This is a genomic window from Pseudomonas sp. NY15364, assembly GCF_048068235.1.
GTDB classification, from domain to species: Bacteria; Pseudomonadota; Gammaproteobacteria; order Pseudomonadales; family Pseudomonadaceae; genus Aquipseudomonas; species Aquipseudomonas mendocina_D.
In genome coordinates this window covers 22,446-38,633 of record NZ_JBLUPX010000001.1, presented here as the reverse complement: position 1 = coordinate 38,633, position 16,188 = coordinate 22,446, and the positions used below count along the sequence as shown (strand labels likewise).

At 62.4% G+C, this 16,188-nt stretch carries 18 protein-coding genes; 5 read left to right on the top strand and 13 right to left on the bottom strand.

What is annotated here, in order from left to right:
* Positions 1-74 precede the first annotated feature (74 nt).
* Both ACNFCJ_RS00210 and ACNFCJ_RS00205 read left to right on the top strand, forming a co-directional pair.
* The gene (locus tag ACNFCJ_RS00210; RefSeq protein ID WP_125834775.1) at positions 75-359 is read left to right on the top strand and encodes a DUF2782 domain-containing protein; all 285 of its coding nucleotides are present in this window, start codon (positions 75-77) and stop codon (positions 357-359) included.
* Positions 360-376: 17 nt separating this feature from the next.
* Positions 377-1,327: a homoserine kinase gene (locus tag ACNFCJ_RS00205; protein WP_055986022.1), complete on the top strand. Its 951-nt coding sequence runs from the start codon at positions 377-379 to the stop codon at positions 1,325-1,327.
* Between the two features lie 166 nt (positions 1,328-1,493).
* Here ACNFCJ_RS00205 and ACNFCJ_RS00200 read toward each other — a convergent pair whose 3' ends face one another.
* Genes ACNFCJ_RS00200 through ACNFCJ_RS00180 form a run of 5 tightly spaced genes read right to left on the bottom strand, consistent with a single transcriptional unit; the run spans position 1,494 to position 5,453 of the window.
* Positions 1,494-2,126, bottom strand: coding sequence for an SCO family protein (locus tag ACNFCJ_RS00200; RefSeq protein WP_343351831.1), 633 nt, complete (start codon positions 2,124-2,126; stop codon positions 1,494-1,496).
* A gap of 8 nt (positions 2,127-2,134) precedes the next feature.
* On the bottom strand, positions 2,135-3,034 hold the full coding sequence (gene cyoE / locus ACNFCJ_RS00195; RefSeq protein ID WP_416769122.1) for a heme o synthase: 900 nt from the start codon (positions 3,032-3,034) through the stop codon (positions 2,135-2,137).
* A 23-nt stretch (positions 3,035-3,057) separates the two neighbouring features.
* On the bottom strand, positions 3,058-4,113 hold the full coding sequence (locus ACNFCJ_RS00190; RefSeq protein WP_416769120.1) for a COX15/CtaA family protein: 1,056 nt from the start codon (positions 4,111-4,113) through the stop codon (positions 3,058-3,060).
* A gap of 55 nt (positions 4,114-4,168) precedes the next feature.
* Positions 4,169-4,747 carry a hypothetical protein gene (locus ACNFCJ_RS00185; RefSeq protein ID WP_416769118.1) on the bottom strand — a complete coding sequence of 193 codons (579 nt, stop codon included), beginning with the start codon at positions 4,745-4,747 and terminating at the stop codon, positions 4,169-4,171.
* Positions 4,722-5,453 (bottom strand): SURF1 family protein, encoded by a 732-nt coding sequence (locus ACNFCJ_RS00180; RefSeq protein ID WP_416769117.1) that lies wholly within the window; start codon positions 5,451-5,453, stop codon positions 4,722-4,724. Before ACNFCJ_RS00180 ends, ACNFCJ_RS00185 begins: the two co-directional genes overlap by 26 nt.
* Positions 5,454-5,524: 71 nt before the next feature.
* On the opposite strand from ACNFCJ_RS00180, the gene ACNFCJ_RS00175 reads away from it, so the two are divergent.
* Positions 5,525-5,728 carry a twin transmembrane helix small protein gene (locus ACNFCJ_RS00175; protein ID WP_416769116.1) on the top strand — a complete coding sequence of 68 codons (204 nt, stop codon included), beginning with the start codon at positions 5,525-5,527 and terminating at the stop codon, positions 5,726-5,728.
* 6 nt (positions 5,729-5,734) lie between these two features.
* On the opposite strand, the gene ACNFCJ_RS00170 is transcribed toward ACNFCJ_RS00175, so the two are convergent.
* From ACNFCJ_RS00170 to coxB, 4 genes are read right to left on the bottom strand one after another with little or no spacing between them, the layout of a single operon-like run.
* Positions 5,735-6,631, bottom strand: a complete 897-nt coding sequence (locus ACNFCJ_RS00170; protein ID WP_179575086.1) for a cytochrome c oxidase subunit 3 — start codon at positions 6,629-6,631, stop codon at positions 5,735-5,737.
* 11 nt (positions 6,632-6,642) lie between these two features.
* Positions 6,643-7,191: a cytochrome c oxidase assembly protein gene (locus tag ACNFCJ_RS00165; RefSeq protein ID WP_143504978.1), complete on the bottom strand. Its 549-nt coding sequence runs from the start codon at positions 7,189-7,191 to the stop codon at positions 6,643-6,645.
* Positions 7,192-7,201: 10 nt separating this feature from the next.
* On the bottom strand, positions 7,202-8,785 hold the full coding sequence (gene ctaD, locus ACNFCJ_RS00160; protein WP_143504979.1) for a cytochrome c oxidase subunit I: 1,584 nt from the start codon (positions 8,783-8,785) through the stop codon (positions 7,202-7,204).
* Between the two features lie 4 nt (positions 8,786-8,789).
* Complete coding sequence (coxB, locus tag ACNFCJ_RS00155; protein ID WP_416769113.1) at positions 8,790-9,914, bottom strand: cytochrome c oxidase subunit II; 1,125 nt, start codon at positions 9,912-9,914, stop codon at positions 8,790-8,792.
* A gap of 403 nt (positions 9,915-10,317) precedes the next feature.
* Between coxB and ACNFCJ_RS00150 the strand changes: the two genes are divergently transcribed.
* Positions 10,318-10,959, top strand: coding sequence for a hypothetical protein (locus ACNFCJ_RS00150; RefSeq protein WP_416769111.1), 642 nt, complete (start codon positions 10,318-10,320; stop codon positions 10,957-10,959).
* Here ACNFCJ_RS00150 and ACNFCJ_RS00145 read toward each other — a convergent pair.
* Positions 10,949-11,878, bottom strand: coding sequence for an AEC family transporter (locus tag ACNFCJ_RS00145; RefSeq protein WP_416769110.1), 930 nt, complete (start codon positions 11,876-11,878; stop codon positions 10,949-10,951). The two genes, ACNFCJ_RS00150 and ACNFCJ_RS00145, sit on opposite strands and share 11 nt — an antisense overlap.
* 142 nt (positions 11,879-12,020) lie before the next feature.
* Between ACNFCJ_RS00145 and glsB the strand changes: the two genes are divergently transcribed.
* On the top strand, positions 12,021-12,929 hold the full coding sequence (gene glsB / locus ACNFCJ_RS00140; protein WP_143504983.1) for a glutaminase B: 909 nt from the start codon (positions 12,021-12,023) through the stop codon (positions 12,927-12,929).
* Positions 12,930-13,012: 83 nt separating this feature from the next.
* On the opposite strand, the gene ACNFCJ_RS00135 is transcribed toward glsB, so the two are convergent.
* From ACNFCJ_RS00135 to ACNFCJ_RS00125, 3 genes are all read right to left on the bottom strand, one after another.
* Entirely contained in the window at positions 13,013-13,456 is a 444-nt protein-coding gene (locus tag ACNFCJ_RS00135) for a GNAT family N-acetyltransferase (RefSeq protein WP_416769109.1), read from the bottom strand.
* A 27-nt stretch (positions 13,457-13,483) separates the two neighbouring features.
* A complete protein-coding gene (locus ACNFCJ_RS00130) occupies positions 13,484-14,473 on the bottom strand; it encodes an asparaginase (protein ID WP_416769108.1) in 990 nt (329 codons plus the stop codon).
* Between the two features lie 128 nt (positions 14,474-14,601).
* Entirely contained in the window at positions 14,602-16,041 is a 1,440-nt protein-coding gene (locus ACNFCJ_RS00125; protein WP_125834764.1) for an alanine/glycine:cation symporter family protein, read from the bottom strand.
* Between the last annotated feature and the right edge of the window lie 147 nt (positions 16,042-16,188).

The window sequence follows — 16,188 nt, the reverse complement described above, 5'->3', positions numbered from 1 at the left end:
CGCGGGATCAACCTTTTCGGCGGGTGCAGCGGTAGAATGGCTGCATCGGTAAAAAACGAAGGAGCAAGGTTACCATGGGTACAGTCAATCGCTTGTTGCTGGTCGGCCTGCTGGCCTGTGTGCCACTTGCCGCTCACGCCGAAGATCCGGTGTCTGCCGATCCCGATGTGACCATCCGCCAGGACGGCGACCGCACCATTCAGGAATACCGGGTCAATGGCTTTCTCTATGCCATCAAGGTCATCCCGAAGAACGGTAAACCCTACTTTCTCGTTCGCGCCGATGGCAGCGACGGCAACTTCGTACGTTCGGACGATCCGGACATGTTGATCCCGTCCTGGGAAATCTTTAGCTGGTAAGGCAATTAAGGTCTGATATGTCGGTATTCACCCCCTTGGAGCGTCATGAGCTCGAAGTCTTCCTGGCGCCCTATGGGCTTGGCCGGTTGCGTGACTTCCAGGGCATTGCTGCGGGCAGCGAAAACAGCAACTTCTTCGTCAGCCTGGAGCAGGGCGAATATGTCCTGACCCTGGTCGAACGCGGCCCAGTGGCCGATCTGCCGTTCTTCATCGAATTGCTCGACGTGCTGCACGATGCCGGCCTGCCGGTGCCCTACGCCCTGCGCACGCAGGACGACGAGGCGCTGCGCACCCTGGCCGAGAAACCGGCGCTGCTACAGCCCCGGCTTTCCGGCAAGCATGTGCGCGAGGCCAATGCTCATCATTGCCAGGAAGTGGGTAGCCTGCTGGCCCGCATCCATCTGGCGACTCGCGAACAGCCGGTGGAACGTCGCAGTGACCGCGGGCTGGACTGGATGCTCGCCGAAGGTCCGAGCCAGGCGCTTAAGCTTGATGAACAGGCGTTACCGCTGCTGCGTGATGCACTGGCCGAGATCGCCGAGCTGAAGCCACGCATCCTCGCTTTGCCGCGGGCGAACCTGCATGCCGACCTGTTCCGCGACAACGTGTTGTTCGATGGCAACCACCTGGCCGGGGTGATCGACTTCTACAACGCCTGCTCGGGGCCGATGCTCTACGACCTGGCCATCACCCTGAACGACTGGTGCTCGAACGAAGACGGCAGCCTAGATGGCGCTCGCGCCCGTGCGCTACTCGGCGCCTATGCGGCTCTACGCCCGTTTAGCGCTGCCGAAGCAGAGCTGTGGCCAGCCATGCTGCGCGTGGCTTGCGTGCGTTTCTGGCTGTCGCGACTGATCGCCGCCGAGTCGTTCGCTGGGCAGGAAGTGCTGATTCATGATCCGGCCGAATTCCAGCGGCGCCTGGCACAACGTCAGCAGGTCAACCTGCCGCTGCCGTTCGCGCTTTAGGGCACGCCCCGTAGGGTGCGCCGTGCGCACCAATGCCTTTGAGCGCACGCCGGTGCGCGCGGCGCACCCTACAATCCCAAACTCAGGGCCGTAACCCGGATGAAATCCGGGAAACTCTGTGCCATACAGCCTTGATGGTAACGGTTCGCAGGCGCACCCAAGCCGATCAGCTACCCGAAACCAGCCCCGGCAACTGCTCGGCCAGTTTGGCGTTGTTGATCGGCGCACGGATGAAGCCGCGCTGGGTGCCATCCGGGCCGATGATCACCAGATTGCCGCTGTGATCGACGGTGTAGTTTTCCTTGCTGGTGTCAGCCGGGATGTAAGGAATGCTCACCGAGTTGGCGAATTTCTGCAGGGTTTCCTCTTCGCCAGTCAGACCTTTGAAGCCCGCATTGAAAAAGCCCAGGTACTTGCTCAACTGCTCCGGCGTATCACGATGGGGGTCGACGCTGACCATTACCACCCCGAGTCGCGCGCGGGTTTCTTCCGGCAGTTGAGTCTGCAACTGGCGCAGTTGGGCGAGGGTGGCCGGGCAGATATCCGGGCAGAAGGTGTAGCCGAAGAACAGCAGCTTCCAGTCACCCTTGAGCTGATCAACCATGACCTCCTTGCCGTCCTGATCGATCAGGCTCAACGCTGGCAGGTTGCGGTTCTGCGGTAGCAGCACGATACCGGCATCGAGCAATGCGGCCGGGTCACCCTGGCTCTTGCTGTTAAGCACCTTGTTGACGGTCAGGCCCAGCACCAGCGCAACGATGGCAACGAGGACGAAAACGGTGGTCTGTGTACGCGTCATGAGGGCCCTTAGATATTCAGCAACAGATAGTGATCCGCCAGCAGCGCGATGAACAACAGGAACAGGTACCAGATACTGTACTTGAAGGTGTTGATCGCGGCGTGCGGCTTGCTGTCACGGTACAGCACCCAGGCCCAGTGCAGGAAGCGCCCGCCCAGTAGCACGGCGCAAACCAGGTACAACGGCCCGCTCATGTGAATGGCGTACGGCAGCAGGGTCACCGCAAACATCACCAGGGTGTAGAGCAGGATATGCACTTTGGTGTAGTGCTCACCGTGGGTCACCGGCAGCATGGGAATGTCGGCCTTGGCGTATTCGGCCTTGCGATGGATGGCCAGGGCCCAGAAGTGCGGCGGCGTCCAGGCGAAGATGATCAGCACCAGCAGCAGCGGCTCGGCACTGAGGTGGCCGGTAACGGCGACCCAACCCAGCAACGGCGGGGCAGCACCCGCCAGGCCGCCGATCACGATGTTCTGCGGCGTGGCGCGCTTGAGAAAGCCGGTATAGATCACCGCATAACCGAGCAATGAAGCCAGGGTCAGCCAGGCAGCCAACTCATTGGTGAACACCATCAGCAGGCTCATGCCAGCGATGGCCAGCAGCAGGGCGAAGGTCAGCGCCGCCAGCGGCGAGACACGACCGGCGGTGACCGGACGTTTGTGCGTGCGCGTCATGATCGAGTCGATGCGCCGATCCACCACATGGTTGACCGCAGCCGCCGCGCCGGCACACAGGCCGATGCCGAGGTTGCCGAACAGCAGCACGGTCCAGGGCACACCGGCACGGGTAGCGAGGAACATGCCGACCAGTGAGGTGATCAGCATCAGCATCACCACCCGCGGTTTGGTCAGCTCCAGATAATCGCGCCAGGTGGCGTGTTCGGAGTGAGCTCGCAGCATTGTCGCCATGGCATTGCTCCTTGATTCGTTATTTACCGACCTTGAACCAGACCGTTGGAAACCAGAGCCGTGCGCCTGCCCGCCAGACCGGATGCTTCGCGAGCCGCCGCAGAAACAGCCCTCAGGCGATAGTTGATCAGCACCATCACCAGCAGCAGAGCAGCGCCACCAGCGTTGTGCGCCACCGCCACCAGCAGCGGTAGATGGAAAATCACATTGCTGATACCCAGGCCAACCTGCAGAGCCAGCGCCAGCAGCAGCAGACCGGCCAGGCGCGGCAGCTTGGCAATGCGCAGCTGCCAGGCCAGTGCAAACAGCGCCAGCGTTACCAGCAGCGCTCCGATGCGGTGGCTCATGTGAATAGCGGTGCGCGCGTCACTGTCGAGCTGTCCGCCCAGGTAGTTGGGGCCGATGTGCTGGGTCAGGTGAAAGCCCTTGCCGAAATCCATCGCCGGCCACCACTCGCCGTGACAGGTGGGCAGGTCGACGCAGGCGACAGCGGCGTAGTTGGAACTGACCCAGCCGCCGAGGGTGATCTGCCCGATCACCAGCAGCAGGCATGCCGCCGCCAATGTCCGCAGGCGCCCCGGCAACTGCAGCGGCGCGAATCGTCCAGACAGGCGCAAAGTGAGCAAGGTCAACAGACTGAGCGTGGCGAAACCGCCGAGCAGGTGAGCTGTGACCACCTGCGGCCATAGCTGCAGGGTGACCGTCCACATGCCGAAGGCGCCCTGCAGAATCACCAGCGCCAGAATCGCCAGCGGCAACTTGAGCGGCTGAGTTGGCTCCGCACGGCGGCGCACGGACAGGGCAGCAATGGCGAGAATCACCAACCCCAGTGCGCCGGCAAAGTAGCGATGGATCATCTCGTACCAGCCCTTGGCAACCTCTACCGGCGCCTCGGGAAAACGCGCTTCGGCGATGGCCTGCTTGTGCTCGCTCATCGGCACGCCGAGAAACCCGTAGCAGCCTGGCCAATCCGGGCAACCCAGCCCGGCATGGGTCAGTCGGGTGTAGGCACCTAGCAGCACCACCACCACGGTCAGGAGGGTCGCGAACAACGCTAGACGGTAACCGGGCTTGTGCATGTCTACTCCTTGGGCACTGGGCCTGACGCTCTGTCGATATGGACAGAGCGAGGCGTCAACCGATCAGGGAAATTTTCAGCAGGTAGCGCAGATCATCGAGAATGGCCTTGCCCTTGCTGCCGGCCGGATAGCGCAGCACCAGATTGCCGTGTGGATCGACCAGCCATAGCTGTGCCCCCGGCACTGCCTCAGCGGCCTTGTCGTAGGCCTGCAGATCCAGTCGATAGCGTCCAAGTTGCGGGTATTCGCGCTTGAGCGTGGCGTCGTACTCGGCGCTCAGTGGTTCGGCCAGCGCCAGGCCGTGACTCGCGCGGGCAGTCTCGCGATTGAGGCCAATCTGGATCTGCCGCGCCAGGTAAACCAGCTGCTGACAGTCGGCCTCACAGGCGCCCGGTGCTGTCACCAGAATCTGCCACAGCGGCTCCACCTCACCCTGTACGCCGAGATCGGCAAGGGTGCGCCCATCGCCGATCAGCACACCGTGGTAGCTGCGCGTCTCTGGCACCCAGAAGCGCCATTTGTACATGGCGTTAGCCAGGAACATCGGGCCGATGATAATGGCCAGGATCAACAACAACTGCAGGCGACCACGCCCCTTGCGCGGCGCCTCAGGCATGGCGATGGCTGGGTTCATGACGACGCTCCCGTGCATTGTGAATTCCGAGATAAATGAACAGACCAAGCAGTGCCGCAGCCAGAGAGAACCATTGCACCGCATAGCCAAGATGTTTGCTGGGGCTCATCGCCACGATTGGCCAATCGACGCGATAACTGGCAGGCCCGGGCTCCAGACGCACCTCGAAAGGCAGACCACCACGACCCAGCTGGCGCCAGAGACTGGCGGCCTCGACCTGCGTGATCAGTCGCGGCCAGCCTTCGGTCGCCGCACCGGAGCGCAGATTGAAACCGCCAGAAGGCGCGACATAGACCCAGGCGGTGAGTTGCAGCACGCCGTCAGGGCTATCGAAAGGCGGCGCTGTACGCCGATCCGGCCAGGGCAGCCAGCCGCGATTGAGCAACACCCAGAGACCGCTGGACTGATCGTAGAAAGGCTGCAGCAACTCGACACCGGCATGGCCATCACGGATACGGCTATCGAGCAGCAGGCTGTGCTCGGTATCGAAGTGCCCACGCAGTTGAACCCGGCGGTAGGCAGGATCACGCATAGGCTCAAGCTGCTCGAGACTGATCGGCTCGGCCGTCCGCCGTGCCTCGAAGCTGGCCAACAGCTGACGCTTCTCATCACCACGCTGCAGTTGCCAGAAGCCCAGCCAGATCAACCCCGGCAGCAGCAGGGCAACCAGCACGCAGGGCAACCAACCGGGACGGAAAGCGCTCATTGCGCCCTGCCGATACGATCGGGGTTGCTGGCTATACTGCAATGCATCACGTCAATCCCCCGGAGTCTCACATGCTCAAGGCCGCGATCGTCCTCATGCTGCTGGCAACCATCGCCAGCCTGTTCAGCGGCCTGTTCTTCCTGGTCAGGGACGAAGGCCATGGTTCCCGCGTGGTCGGCGCGCTGACTGTCCGTGTCGGCCTGACCGCTATCACCGTTGCCCTGGTCGCCTGGGGCTTCTACTCAGGGCAACTGGTGTCCCACGTTACCTGGTAGCCCTCGCTACAATACGTAGACGAAGATGAACAATCCCAGCCAGACCACATCGACGAAGTGCCAGTACCAGGAGGCTGCCTCGAAGCCGAAGTGCTGATCGGCGTCGAAGTGCCCACGCATGATGCGCACTAGCATCACGATCAGGATGATGGTACCGAGCGTCACATGCGCGCCGTGGAAGCCGGTGAGCATGAAGAAGGTCGCACCATAGATGCCTGAGCCAAGGGTCAGCCCCAGCTCGGTGTAAGCCTCGATGTACTCCTCAACCTGAAAGAACAGGAACGCCAGGGCGAGGACAATGGTCGCGGCCAGCCAGGCCTTGAGCGGGCCGCGGTGGTTCTTCTTCAGGGCATGATGGGCAAAGGTGATGGTGACGCTGGAGGACACCAGCAAGATGGTGTTGACCAACGGCAGATGCCACGGGTCGATCACCCCGCTTGGTGGCGGGAACAGTTTGGAATCGGGGTTCTGCAACATCGGCCAGCTGTATTCGAAGCCCTCCCAGAGCATGTTGGCCACGCCCTTGTCACCCTCGCCGCCGAGCCAGGGCCCGGCCCACATGCGGATATAGAACAGGGCGCCGAAGAAGGCGGCGAAGAACATCACCTCCGAGAAGATGAACCAACTCATGCCCCAGCGAAAGGAGCGGTCCATCTGTGCGCTGTACAGACCGCTGCGGCTTTCCTTGATGACGTTGCCGAACCAGCCGAACAACATCCAGGCCAGAATCAGCCCACCGACGAAGAAGATCAGCGGCCCGTTGGAACCGTCGCGCCCTGCCGATAGATCGTTGAACCAGGTGCCCACACCGTAGAAGCTGACCAGCAGACCGACGCTGGCAACGATGGGCCACTTGCTCTGTGCCGGTACGTAATAGTTCTCGTGACTTTCATGACTCGACATTGTTGTTCTCCTTATGGAGCCTGTGCCACTGGCGGCTTGCGCGCGGTGATATCGAACAGGGTGTAACCCAGCGTCAGGTGCTTCACGTCCTGTGGCAGGTCACGGTCGACGATGAAGCGCACCGGCATTTCGATGCGCTCGCCCGGCTGCAGCACCTGCTGGGTGAAACAGAAGCACTCGGTTTTATGAAAGAACGCTGCCGCCTTGGACGGCGAAACGCTGGGAATTGCCTGTGCGCTCATCGGCTGGTCGCTGGGGTTGTAGGCGACGAACAGCATGTCCCGCGCCTCCCCCGGGTGAACCAGAATCTCGTCGGCCTGCGGACCGAACTCCCAGACCATGCCGGCGGCGTTGGTGGCGAGAAACTGCACGCGCACCTCTCGAGCTACGTCCACCATTTGCTCGCCCTGGTAGGCTCCGGCCGTCTTGCCGTTGATGCCGAACACCCGGCACATGGCGTCGTAGAAAGGCGGCAGGATGAAGATGCCGAAGCAGAACATCACCACCACCACGAGCAGCAGACGGGTAACCAGGCGACGAGTCGCGATGACCTCGCTCACGGCAGACCTCCTATTTCACTTCCGGCGGCGTGCTGAAGGTGTGGTAGGGCGCCGGTGACGGCACCGTCCACTCCAGGCCTTCGGCACCGTCCCAGGGTTTGGCCGGGGCCGGCTTGCCACCACGGATGCACTTGATGACGATGAACAGGAACAGCAACTGGGTGGCGCCGAACATGAAGGCGCCGATGCTGGAGACCATGTTGAAGTTGGCGAACATCATGTTGTAGTCGGGGATGCGCCGTGGCATGCCGGCCAGGCCGACGAAGTGCATCGGGAAGAACGCCAGGTTCATGCCGATGAAGCTCATCCAGAAATGCAGCTTGGCCAGGGTTTCGTCATACATGTGGCCGGTCCACTTCGGTAGCCAGTAATAGGCCGAAGCAAAGATGCCGAAGATCGCACCGGGCACCAGCACGTAGTGGAAGTGCGCCACCACGAAGTAGGTGTCGTGATACTGGAAGTCCGCCGGGGCGATGGCCAGCATCAGCCCGGAGAAACCGCCGATGGTGAAGAGGATGACGAAGGCCACCGAGAACAGCATCGGCGCCTCGAAGGTCATCGAGCCCTGCCACATGGTGCTGGCCCAGTTGAACACCTTCACCCCGGTGGGAACGGCAATCAGCATCGTCGCGTACATGAAGAACAACTCTCCGGTCAGCGGGATGCCGACGGTGAACATGTGGTGCGCCCAGACGATGAACGACAGGAAGGCGATCGCCCCTGTGGCGTAGACCATCGAGGTGTAGCCGAACAGCGGCTTGCGCGCGAACGCCGGGATGATCGAGCTCACCGCGCCAAAGGCAGGCAGGATCATGATGTACACCTCGGGGTGACCGAAGAACCAGAACACGTGCTGGAACAGCACCGGATCCCCACCGCCAGCAGCATTGAAGAAGCTGGTGCCGAAGTGGATGTCCATCAGCATCATGGTCACGCAGCCAGCCAGTACCGGCATCACAGCAATCAGCAGAAACGCGGTGATCAGCCAGGTCCAGACAAACAGCGGCATTTTCATCAGAGTCATGCCGGGGGCGCGCAGGTTGAGGATGGTGGCGACCACGTTGATCGCCCCCATGATCGAGCTGATGCCCATCAGGTGCACGGCGAAGATGAAGAAAGTGGTGCTCTCCGGCCCGTAGGTGGTCGACAGCGGCGCGTAGAAGGTCCAGCCGAAGTTCGGCCCGCCACCCTCCATGAACAATGTCGAGACCAGCAAGCCGAATGCCGCGGGCAACAGCCAGAAGCTGAAGTTGTTCATCCGCGGCAGCGCCATGTCCGGCGCGCCGATCATCAGCGGGATCATCCAGTTAGCGAGGCCGACGAAAGCCGGCATCACCGCACCGAAGACCATGATCAGGCCGTGCATGGTGGTCATCTGGTTGAAGAATTCCGGCTGTACGATCTGCAGACCCGGCTGGAACAGCTCGGCACGGATGACCATGGCCATCGAGCCGCCCAGCAGAAACATGCAGAAGCTGAACCACAGGTACATCGTGCCGATGTCCTTGTGGTTGGTGGTCAGCACCCAGCGCATCAGGCCCTTGGCCGGGCCATGGTGGTGGTCAGTATGACCGTGGTCGATCACTGCACTCATGTCCTTACTCCTGCGCCTTGGAGAAATCGAGAATGTCCTTGGGCGTGACCATGTCACCGACATTGTTGCCCCAGGCGTTGCGCTCGTAGGTGATGATGGCGGCCAGGTCGACCGGCGACAGTTGCTTGCCGAAGGCGGCCATGGAGGTACCCGGCTTGCCTTGGTAGACGATGTGGATATGCCCCTCGGCCGGCCCGGTGGCGATGGCCGAGCCCTTGAGCGCCGGGAACATCGGTGGCAGACCTTCACCGGTAGGCTGGTGGCAGGCTGCGCAGGAGGTGTTGTAGGCCTTCTCACCACGCGCCATCAGCTCTTCCATGGTCCATTCCTTGCTGGTCAGCTCACGCTCAGCGGCGGCGGCCTGCTTGCGCTCGGCCAGCCAGGCATCGAAGTCTTCCTTGGACTTAGCCTCGACCACCACCGGCATGAACCCGTGGTCCTTGCCGCACAGCTCGGTGCACTGGCCACGATAGATGCCGGGCTCCTCGATGCGCGTCCAGGCTTCGTTGATAAACCCGGGGATGGCGTCTTTCTTCACTGCCAGTGCCGGTACCCACCAGGAGTGAATGACGTCAGCGGCGGTGATCAGGAAGCGCACCTTGGTGCCCACCGGCACCACAAGGGGCTCATCCACTTCCAGCAGATAGTGTTCGCCCTTGGCTTCGCGGTTGTTGATCTGCGAGCGCGGCGTGGTCAGGTTGCTGAAGAACTCAACTTCCTGACCCAGGTATTTGTAGTGCCACTTCCACTGATAGCCGGTGATCTGAATATCCAGCTCGGACTCGGTGGTGTCGTAGATCTCGATCAGCGTCTTGGTCGCCGGGATCGCCATCACCACCAGAATGGCCAATGGCACCACGGTCCAGAGAATCTCGACGGTTGTGCTTTCGTGAAAATGCGCGGGTTTCTGGCCGGTGGAGCGGCGGTGCATGATCATCGACCAGAACATGGCGCCGAACACGATCACGCCAATCACAACGCAGATCCAGAAAATGGTCATGTGCAGATCGAAAACGGAGCGGCTGACGTCGGTTACACCGGGCGCCATATTGACCGTCCACTGCGCGTGCGCCGAGCTTAATGCCAGCCACAGCAGGAGGCCCATCCAGACTCGTGGATGTCGCATCATTGCGGGTTCCCCTTGATTGTTCTTGTTATCCCGCCGGCTGAGCCTGCGGCTAAGGGATCGACTGCCATAGAGCATGCGCTGCGAACTCTGTTCGCGAACCACGCTCGACTGCTGGCGACTGCTGCCGAAACCTCTCCGTGCCTAAGCCCGTCCGGTTCCATCAGGTACTGCCTTTCGAAATCGAGTATAGACGGCGACTTTCACCTCGCAACGTAAGAGGGAAAATGGCCGAAGCCGCGCAGCCCTTGTCCTAAACGCCGCGACTGACGCGGGCTGTAGCCTTTCTGATACAGGTGGATATAGCAGACTCGCATAAGTATGAAAAAGTTATGACAATCGCGTCTTAGCCGACTGCCGGAGCCGGCTAAGGTTCACGTCCATGTCCTGAAATGTAGGAGCAGTCATGAACACCGCCGCCCTTCGTCAATTGATCACCCAGGCTCGTCAGCATGAAAGCGGCAGCCAGGCACTCGCACACTTCCTGCAGGCCCAACTGGATCGCCTGCACCCGTCCATCCGCCTGCCCGAAGACGACGCCTCGGGCGCGCTGACGGCCTTCGTCATCGCCTATATTGAAGAGGTGCCGGACGTGCTGGACGCCGCCGCCGAGGTGGCGCAGGAAGCCGGAATCGAAGCCGCAGTGAAACCCGTGCTGAAGATCGCCGAGCATTTCTTCCTGCAGCCACCGGCGCTGATGGAAGGCCATGAAGGATTGGAAGGCCTGCTCGACGAGGCCTATCTGGCCCATCGCCTGGTGGAAGAGGTCAATGATCGCTATATCGCCCATCTCGGCCAGCCGCTGATCCCACTGGACACCACGCGCGCCAACCTGATCGCTCATCAGTTGATCGGCGAACCTTTCGCCAACCAACTCGATGAGGCTGTGCATCATGCCCTCACCGGCATGCTCGATGACGCCAGCTTCGACCAGCCCTCGGTGCAAGCCTACCGTGAGCGCCTGGCAGCGCCGGATACCGCGTCAGCCTGGAAGCGCTGGCCCTGCCTGTCGCAGCAGCTCGGCGTGGAGCTGCAACTCAAGGCGTGATCAGTAGCAGGATCAGGCTCAAGGTCAGCAGCGAACCGAGGGTGGAAAACAGGATCGCCCGCGACACCAGCGCCGCCTGGCGCTGGTAGTACTCGGCAAGCATGAACGGCCCGGTGCCGGTCGGCAGTGCACTGAGCAGCAACGCGGCATGTGCCCAGAACGGCGGCAGGTCGAGTAGCACGAAAGCGATGAACCAGGTCACCAGCGGCTGCAGTACCAGCTTCAGGGCCACCAGCGGCCAGGCACCTTCGCTCGGACCGCTCTGCCGCTGTGCCAGGAACAACCCCAGTGACACCAGCGCACAGGGTACGGTGGCCGCGCCGAGCAGGCGCAGAAACTCATCCAGCGCTGCTGGCAACTGCACACCGCCAGACGCCCAGGCCGCACCGAGTAAAGGCGCCACCACCAGCGGATTCTTCAGCAGAGCGGTGACCACCTGAACGATAGCGCCGCCCAACCCCTTCCTGTTCTGCAAACCGACTTCGATGCATATCACCGCCAGGCCGAACAGTACGCAGACCACCATCAGCGAAGCGATCAAGGCCGGCGCCATGCCGTCCTCACCCAGTACCAGCACGCACAGCGGAATGCCGATATAGCCGGTGTTGGCGTAACCGGCGCTGAGCCCGTCGATACTGGCGTCGACCAAGCTGCCAGTGGTTTTCCAGCGATACACCAGCGTGGCCAGAAACACCGCGAGCATGCCGCCAGTAAAGGCAAGCAAGAAACCGGGCTGCCAGATGTGTGCCCAGTCGGCCTTGGCCGTAAGGCTGAACAGCAACGCAGGCAGGCCGAGCCAGACCACGAAGCGGTTCATCTCCGATGCCGCGGTTGGCCCCAGGCGATTGGTTCGCCGACAGATGAAGCCAACCAGGATCAGGCCGAATATCGGCAATAGCACATTAAGAACGGTGGACATCGAACCACGCCAGCGACAGGGGAGGACCGAGACTAGGTGGCCGCACTGCTCAGGGCAAGCGCCTACCTGTGATTCCGTAGCGCCCGCGGGCGTCTAGCTCTGACCTGCCGGGACGCTCCCCGGCCTACTCGCGAGCCCGAACATGCAAGCGCTGTTGACCGAAATTCTCGATGAAGTCCGCCCGCTGATCGGCCAGGGCAAGGTGGCCGATTACATTCCAGCGCTGGCCAGCGTGGTGCCTGACCAACTGGGCATCGCCGTATACGGCAACGACGGCCAGGTGCATGTCGCCGGCGATGCACGTACGCCCTTCTCGATCCAAAGCATTTCCAAGGTGTTCAGCCTGGTCCAGGCCATCGGCCACAGTGGCGAGAGCATCTGGCAGCGCCTGGGCCATGAGCCGTCCGGACAGCCGTTCAACTCGCTGGTGCAGCTCGAATTCGAGCGAGGCAAGCCGCGCAATCCCTTCATCAACGCGGGCGCTCTGGTGATCTGCGATATCAACCAGTCGCGCTATGCCGCACCGGCACTATCGATGCGCGACTTCGTCCGGCGTCTGTCGGGAAACCCCGAGGTCACAGTGGACAACCATGTCGCCGAATCGGAGTACCAGCACCGCGCGCGCAACGCGGCAGCGGCGTACCTGATGCAGTCGTTCGGCAATTTTCACAACGAAGTCGAGGCGGTGCTGCGCAGCTACTTCAGCTGCTGCGCGCTGCGCATGAGCTGCGTCGACCTGGCGCGTGCCTTCGGTTTCCTGGCCAATGAAGGTTTCTGCCAGCACAGCGGCGAACAGGTGCTGTCGCCCCGGCAAACCAAACAGATCAACGCCATCATGGCCACCAGCGGCCTATATGACGAAGCGGGCAACTTCGCCTACCGTGTTGGCCTGCCGGGCAAAAGCGGCGTCGGCGGTGGCATCGTCGCGGTAGTACCAGGTCAGTTCAGTGTGTGCGTATGGTCACCCGAGCTCAATGCAGCAGGTAACTCCCTGGCCGGTATCAAGGCGCTGGAGCTGCTCAGCGAGCGCATCGGCTGGTCGGTGTTTTGAGCCGCGCATACGCGCCGCTGTGCATGGCGTGCCCTGTCGGGCGGCCAGCGCGGTATATCGCCGCCCGCACGTGATGCGAGGCCTTACAACAGCTTGCGGTACTGCACGAACCCCGAGCGTTCACCGATGCGCTCGTAAAGCAGCTTGGCCTGGCTGTTGGTTTCATGTGTCAGCCAGTGCACCCGCGAGCAGCCGGCGGCGCTCGCCTGCTCAAACACATGCTGGATCAACTTGCGCCCGATGCCGCCGCTGCGCTCGCCCTTGGCGATGAAAATATCCTGCAGGTAGCAGTAGTCGCCGGTGGTCCAGGTCGAGCGGTGGATAACCCAGTGCACCAAACCAATAGCCTGCCCATCACGCCAGGCCAGGGCGGCGCCCATCGGCTCGGCCGGGTCGAGAAAACGCTGCCAGGTAACGGCGCTGGTCTCGGCTGGAATCTCGGTCATGTAGAAGCGCTGGTAGCCCTGCCACAGGGGCAACCAGGCTTCTTGATCGGCAGCGATTACAGGGCGAATTTCGATGCTCATCGTCCTTCCTCTGTTCGGGCAGGTGGATCAGTCGCTCATCTCACCACAGAGATCGCGCGCCAGCCAGTGCTCGACCTGCGTTTGCGGCAAACCGGCGCCGAGCAGGGCGAACAGCTTGCCCAGTGCGGCCTCACGGGTCATGCCGCCACAGGACACCAGGCCGACCTCGGCCAGACGGCTGCCGGCCGCATACACACCGAACTGCACGTGGCCTTGCGGGCACTGGCTGATCGCCGCCAGCACCACGCCGCGCTGGTGCGCCTCACGCAGCACGCTCATCAATGGCGCGTCGCCGGCCGGGCCGGTACCGCTGCCGTAGCACTCCAACAGCAACCCCTGCACGCCGCTGGCCAGCAGGGCTTGCAGATGCCCAGCCTGCAAGGCCGGATGCAGCGGCAGCACGGCAAGATTGACCGGCTGACGCGGCTGGCGGAAATCGATACGGGCATCGACCGTGGCCCGCTCGGCCTGACGCTGACGCGGCAGCACCTGGAAGGCGTCGAACGCATCGCTGCGCAACTTCGAGCAACGTGCGCCATGCAGTAGCTGCCCGTTGAAGTACAGGTGCACGCCCGGCTTCACTCCGCGGTACAGCGCACGCATGGCGCCGAACAGGTTGGGCCAGGCATCTCCACCATCGACACCAGCCGGCTGCATGGCGCCAGTGAGCACCACCGGCGCATCGAGCCCGAGCAGCAGGAAGCTCAACGCCGCAGCGCTGTAGGCCAGGGTATCGGTGCCGTGCAGTACCAGCACGGCGTCGTGGCCATCGGTCTGTACCGCAGTGACGATTTCGTCGCGCAGCGCCAGCCAGTGGCCGGTGTTCATGTTGGCGCTGTCGATCAACGGCAGCAGCTCGCGGAAGCTCCATTGCGGCAGCTCACTGGCGTTCTCGCTGGCTTGCTGGCTGCGCATGCGCGCCTCGAAACCCGAGGCCGGCGCCAGGCCGTCTGCGCTCATCTGCATGCCGATGGTGCCGCCTGTGTACAGCACCAGGAGTTTTTCTGGGGTTGCCATGGGCTCTCCTCACAAATCACGGGCCTGCGCGACATTCTTAACGTCGCTTACGACTGCCCGAACAATGGCTGCCAAAGCTGGCAGGCAAGAAAAAGGGGGCCTCGCCCCCTTCTTCCATCTGAGTCAGATCAGCGCTGGTAGACGCGATCCCCGATTTCCGCCTGGTCGGCGGTTTCACCTGGCTGGCTACCCCAGACGGCAGGGTCGAGGTCCAGATCAGCGAACTGCTTGGCATCCAATACCGGCGACTCAACACCCGCCTTGATCTGGCTATCGTAGTCGCGCATCAGGCGCATGCCCACTTTGAACAGCAGCGCCAGAGCGATGAGGTTGGCGATGGCTAGCAGACCCATGGTCACATCGGCGAAGGCGAACACGGTGCCCAGATCCTGCACCGAACCCCACAGCACCAGACCGACCACCAGCACGCGGTAGATCATTACCGGGCCGCGCTTCTGGCTGAAGAAGCCCAGGGCGTTTTCACCCAGATAGTAGTTGTAGATCAGGGTGGTGAAGACGAACAGCAGCAGCGCCAGGCTGACGAACACCCGGCCCCACTCGCCGACCACAGCCGCAACGGCGCTCTGGGTCAGCACCACACCGGCCTGCTCCATGCCCGGCTGATACACGCCCGACAGCAGGATGATCAGCGCCGTGCAACTGCACAGGATCAGGGTGTCGATGAACACGCTGAGCGACTGCACGATGCCTTGCGCGGCCGGGTGCTTGACCTCGGCGACAGCGGCCACGTTCGGTGCACTGCCCAGGCCGGCTTCGTTGGAAAACAGGCCGCGCTTGACGCCCATGATGATGGCCGCGCCGATGCCGCCGGCGAAGGCCGGCTCGAGGCCGAAGGCGCTTTTGAAGATCAAGGCGAAAGTGGCTGGAACTTCGTTGATGTTCAGGCCGATCACCAGCAGCGCCATGCCCAGGTAAGAGAACGCCATCACCGGCACCAGCACGTCGGCGAACTTGGCGATGCGCTTGATGCCACCGAAGATGATCAGGCCGATGACCGCGGTCAGGGCGATGCCGCTGGCCAGGGTCGGGATGCCGAAGGTGTCGTGCAGCGAGCTGGCGACGGTGAAGGACTGCACGGCGTTGAAGCCGAAGCCGAAGGTCACCAGCAGCAGGATCGACACGACGATACCCAGCCAGCGTTGACCAAGGCCGTGCTGGATGTAGAAAGCCGGACCACCGCGGTAGCCGCCATCGGCCTCGCGACGTTTGTACAGCTGCGCCAGCGAGCACTCGAAATAGCTGGTAGCCATGCCGACCAGGGCCACGACCCACATCCAGAAGATGGCGCCCGGGCCACCGAGCATGATCGCCACCGATACACCGGCGATGTTGCCGGCGCCCACGCGGCCAGCCACCGACAGCATCAGCGCCTGGAACGAGCTGAGCTGGCCCGGCTGACGCTGGAATGCCTCGCCGAAGATGCGAAACATGCTGCCGAAGTAGCGGAACTGAACGAAGCGCGAAGCGATGGTGAAGTACAGGCCGAGACCGATCAGCATCACGATCAGCAGCTTGCTCCAGATGAGGTCATTGAGAAGATCGAGCATGGAGGCTTTCTCTCTTGTTGTTCTGAATGGGAATGCGCCGCGCCGGGCGGGTGGCGCAATCTTTGGTGAAGGCGCCGCGCGGGACAATTTCGCAGGTCGCGGCGACCTGATGCGAGTTGATGCTAGAATCGCGTCATTCGCATCAGC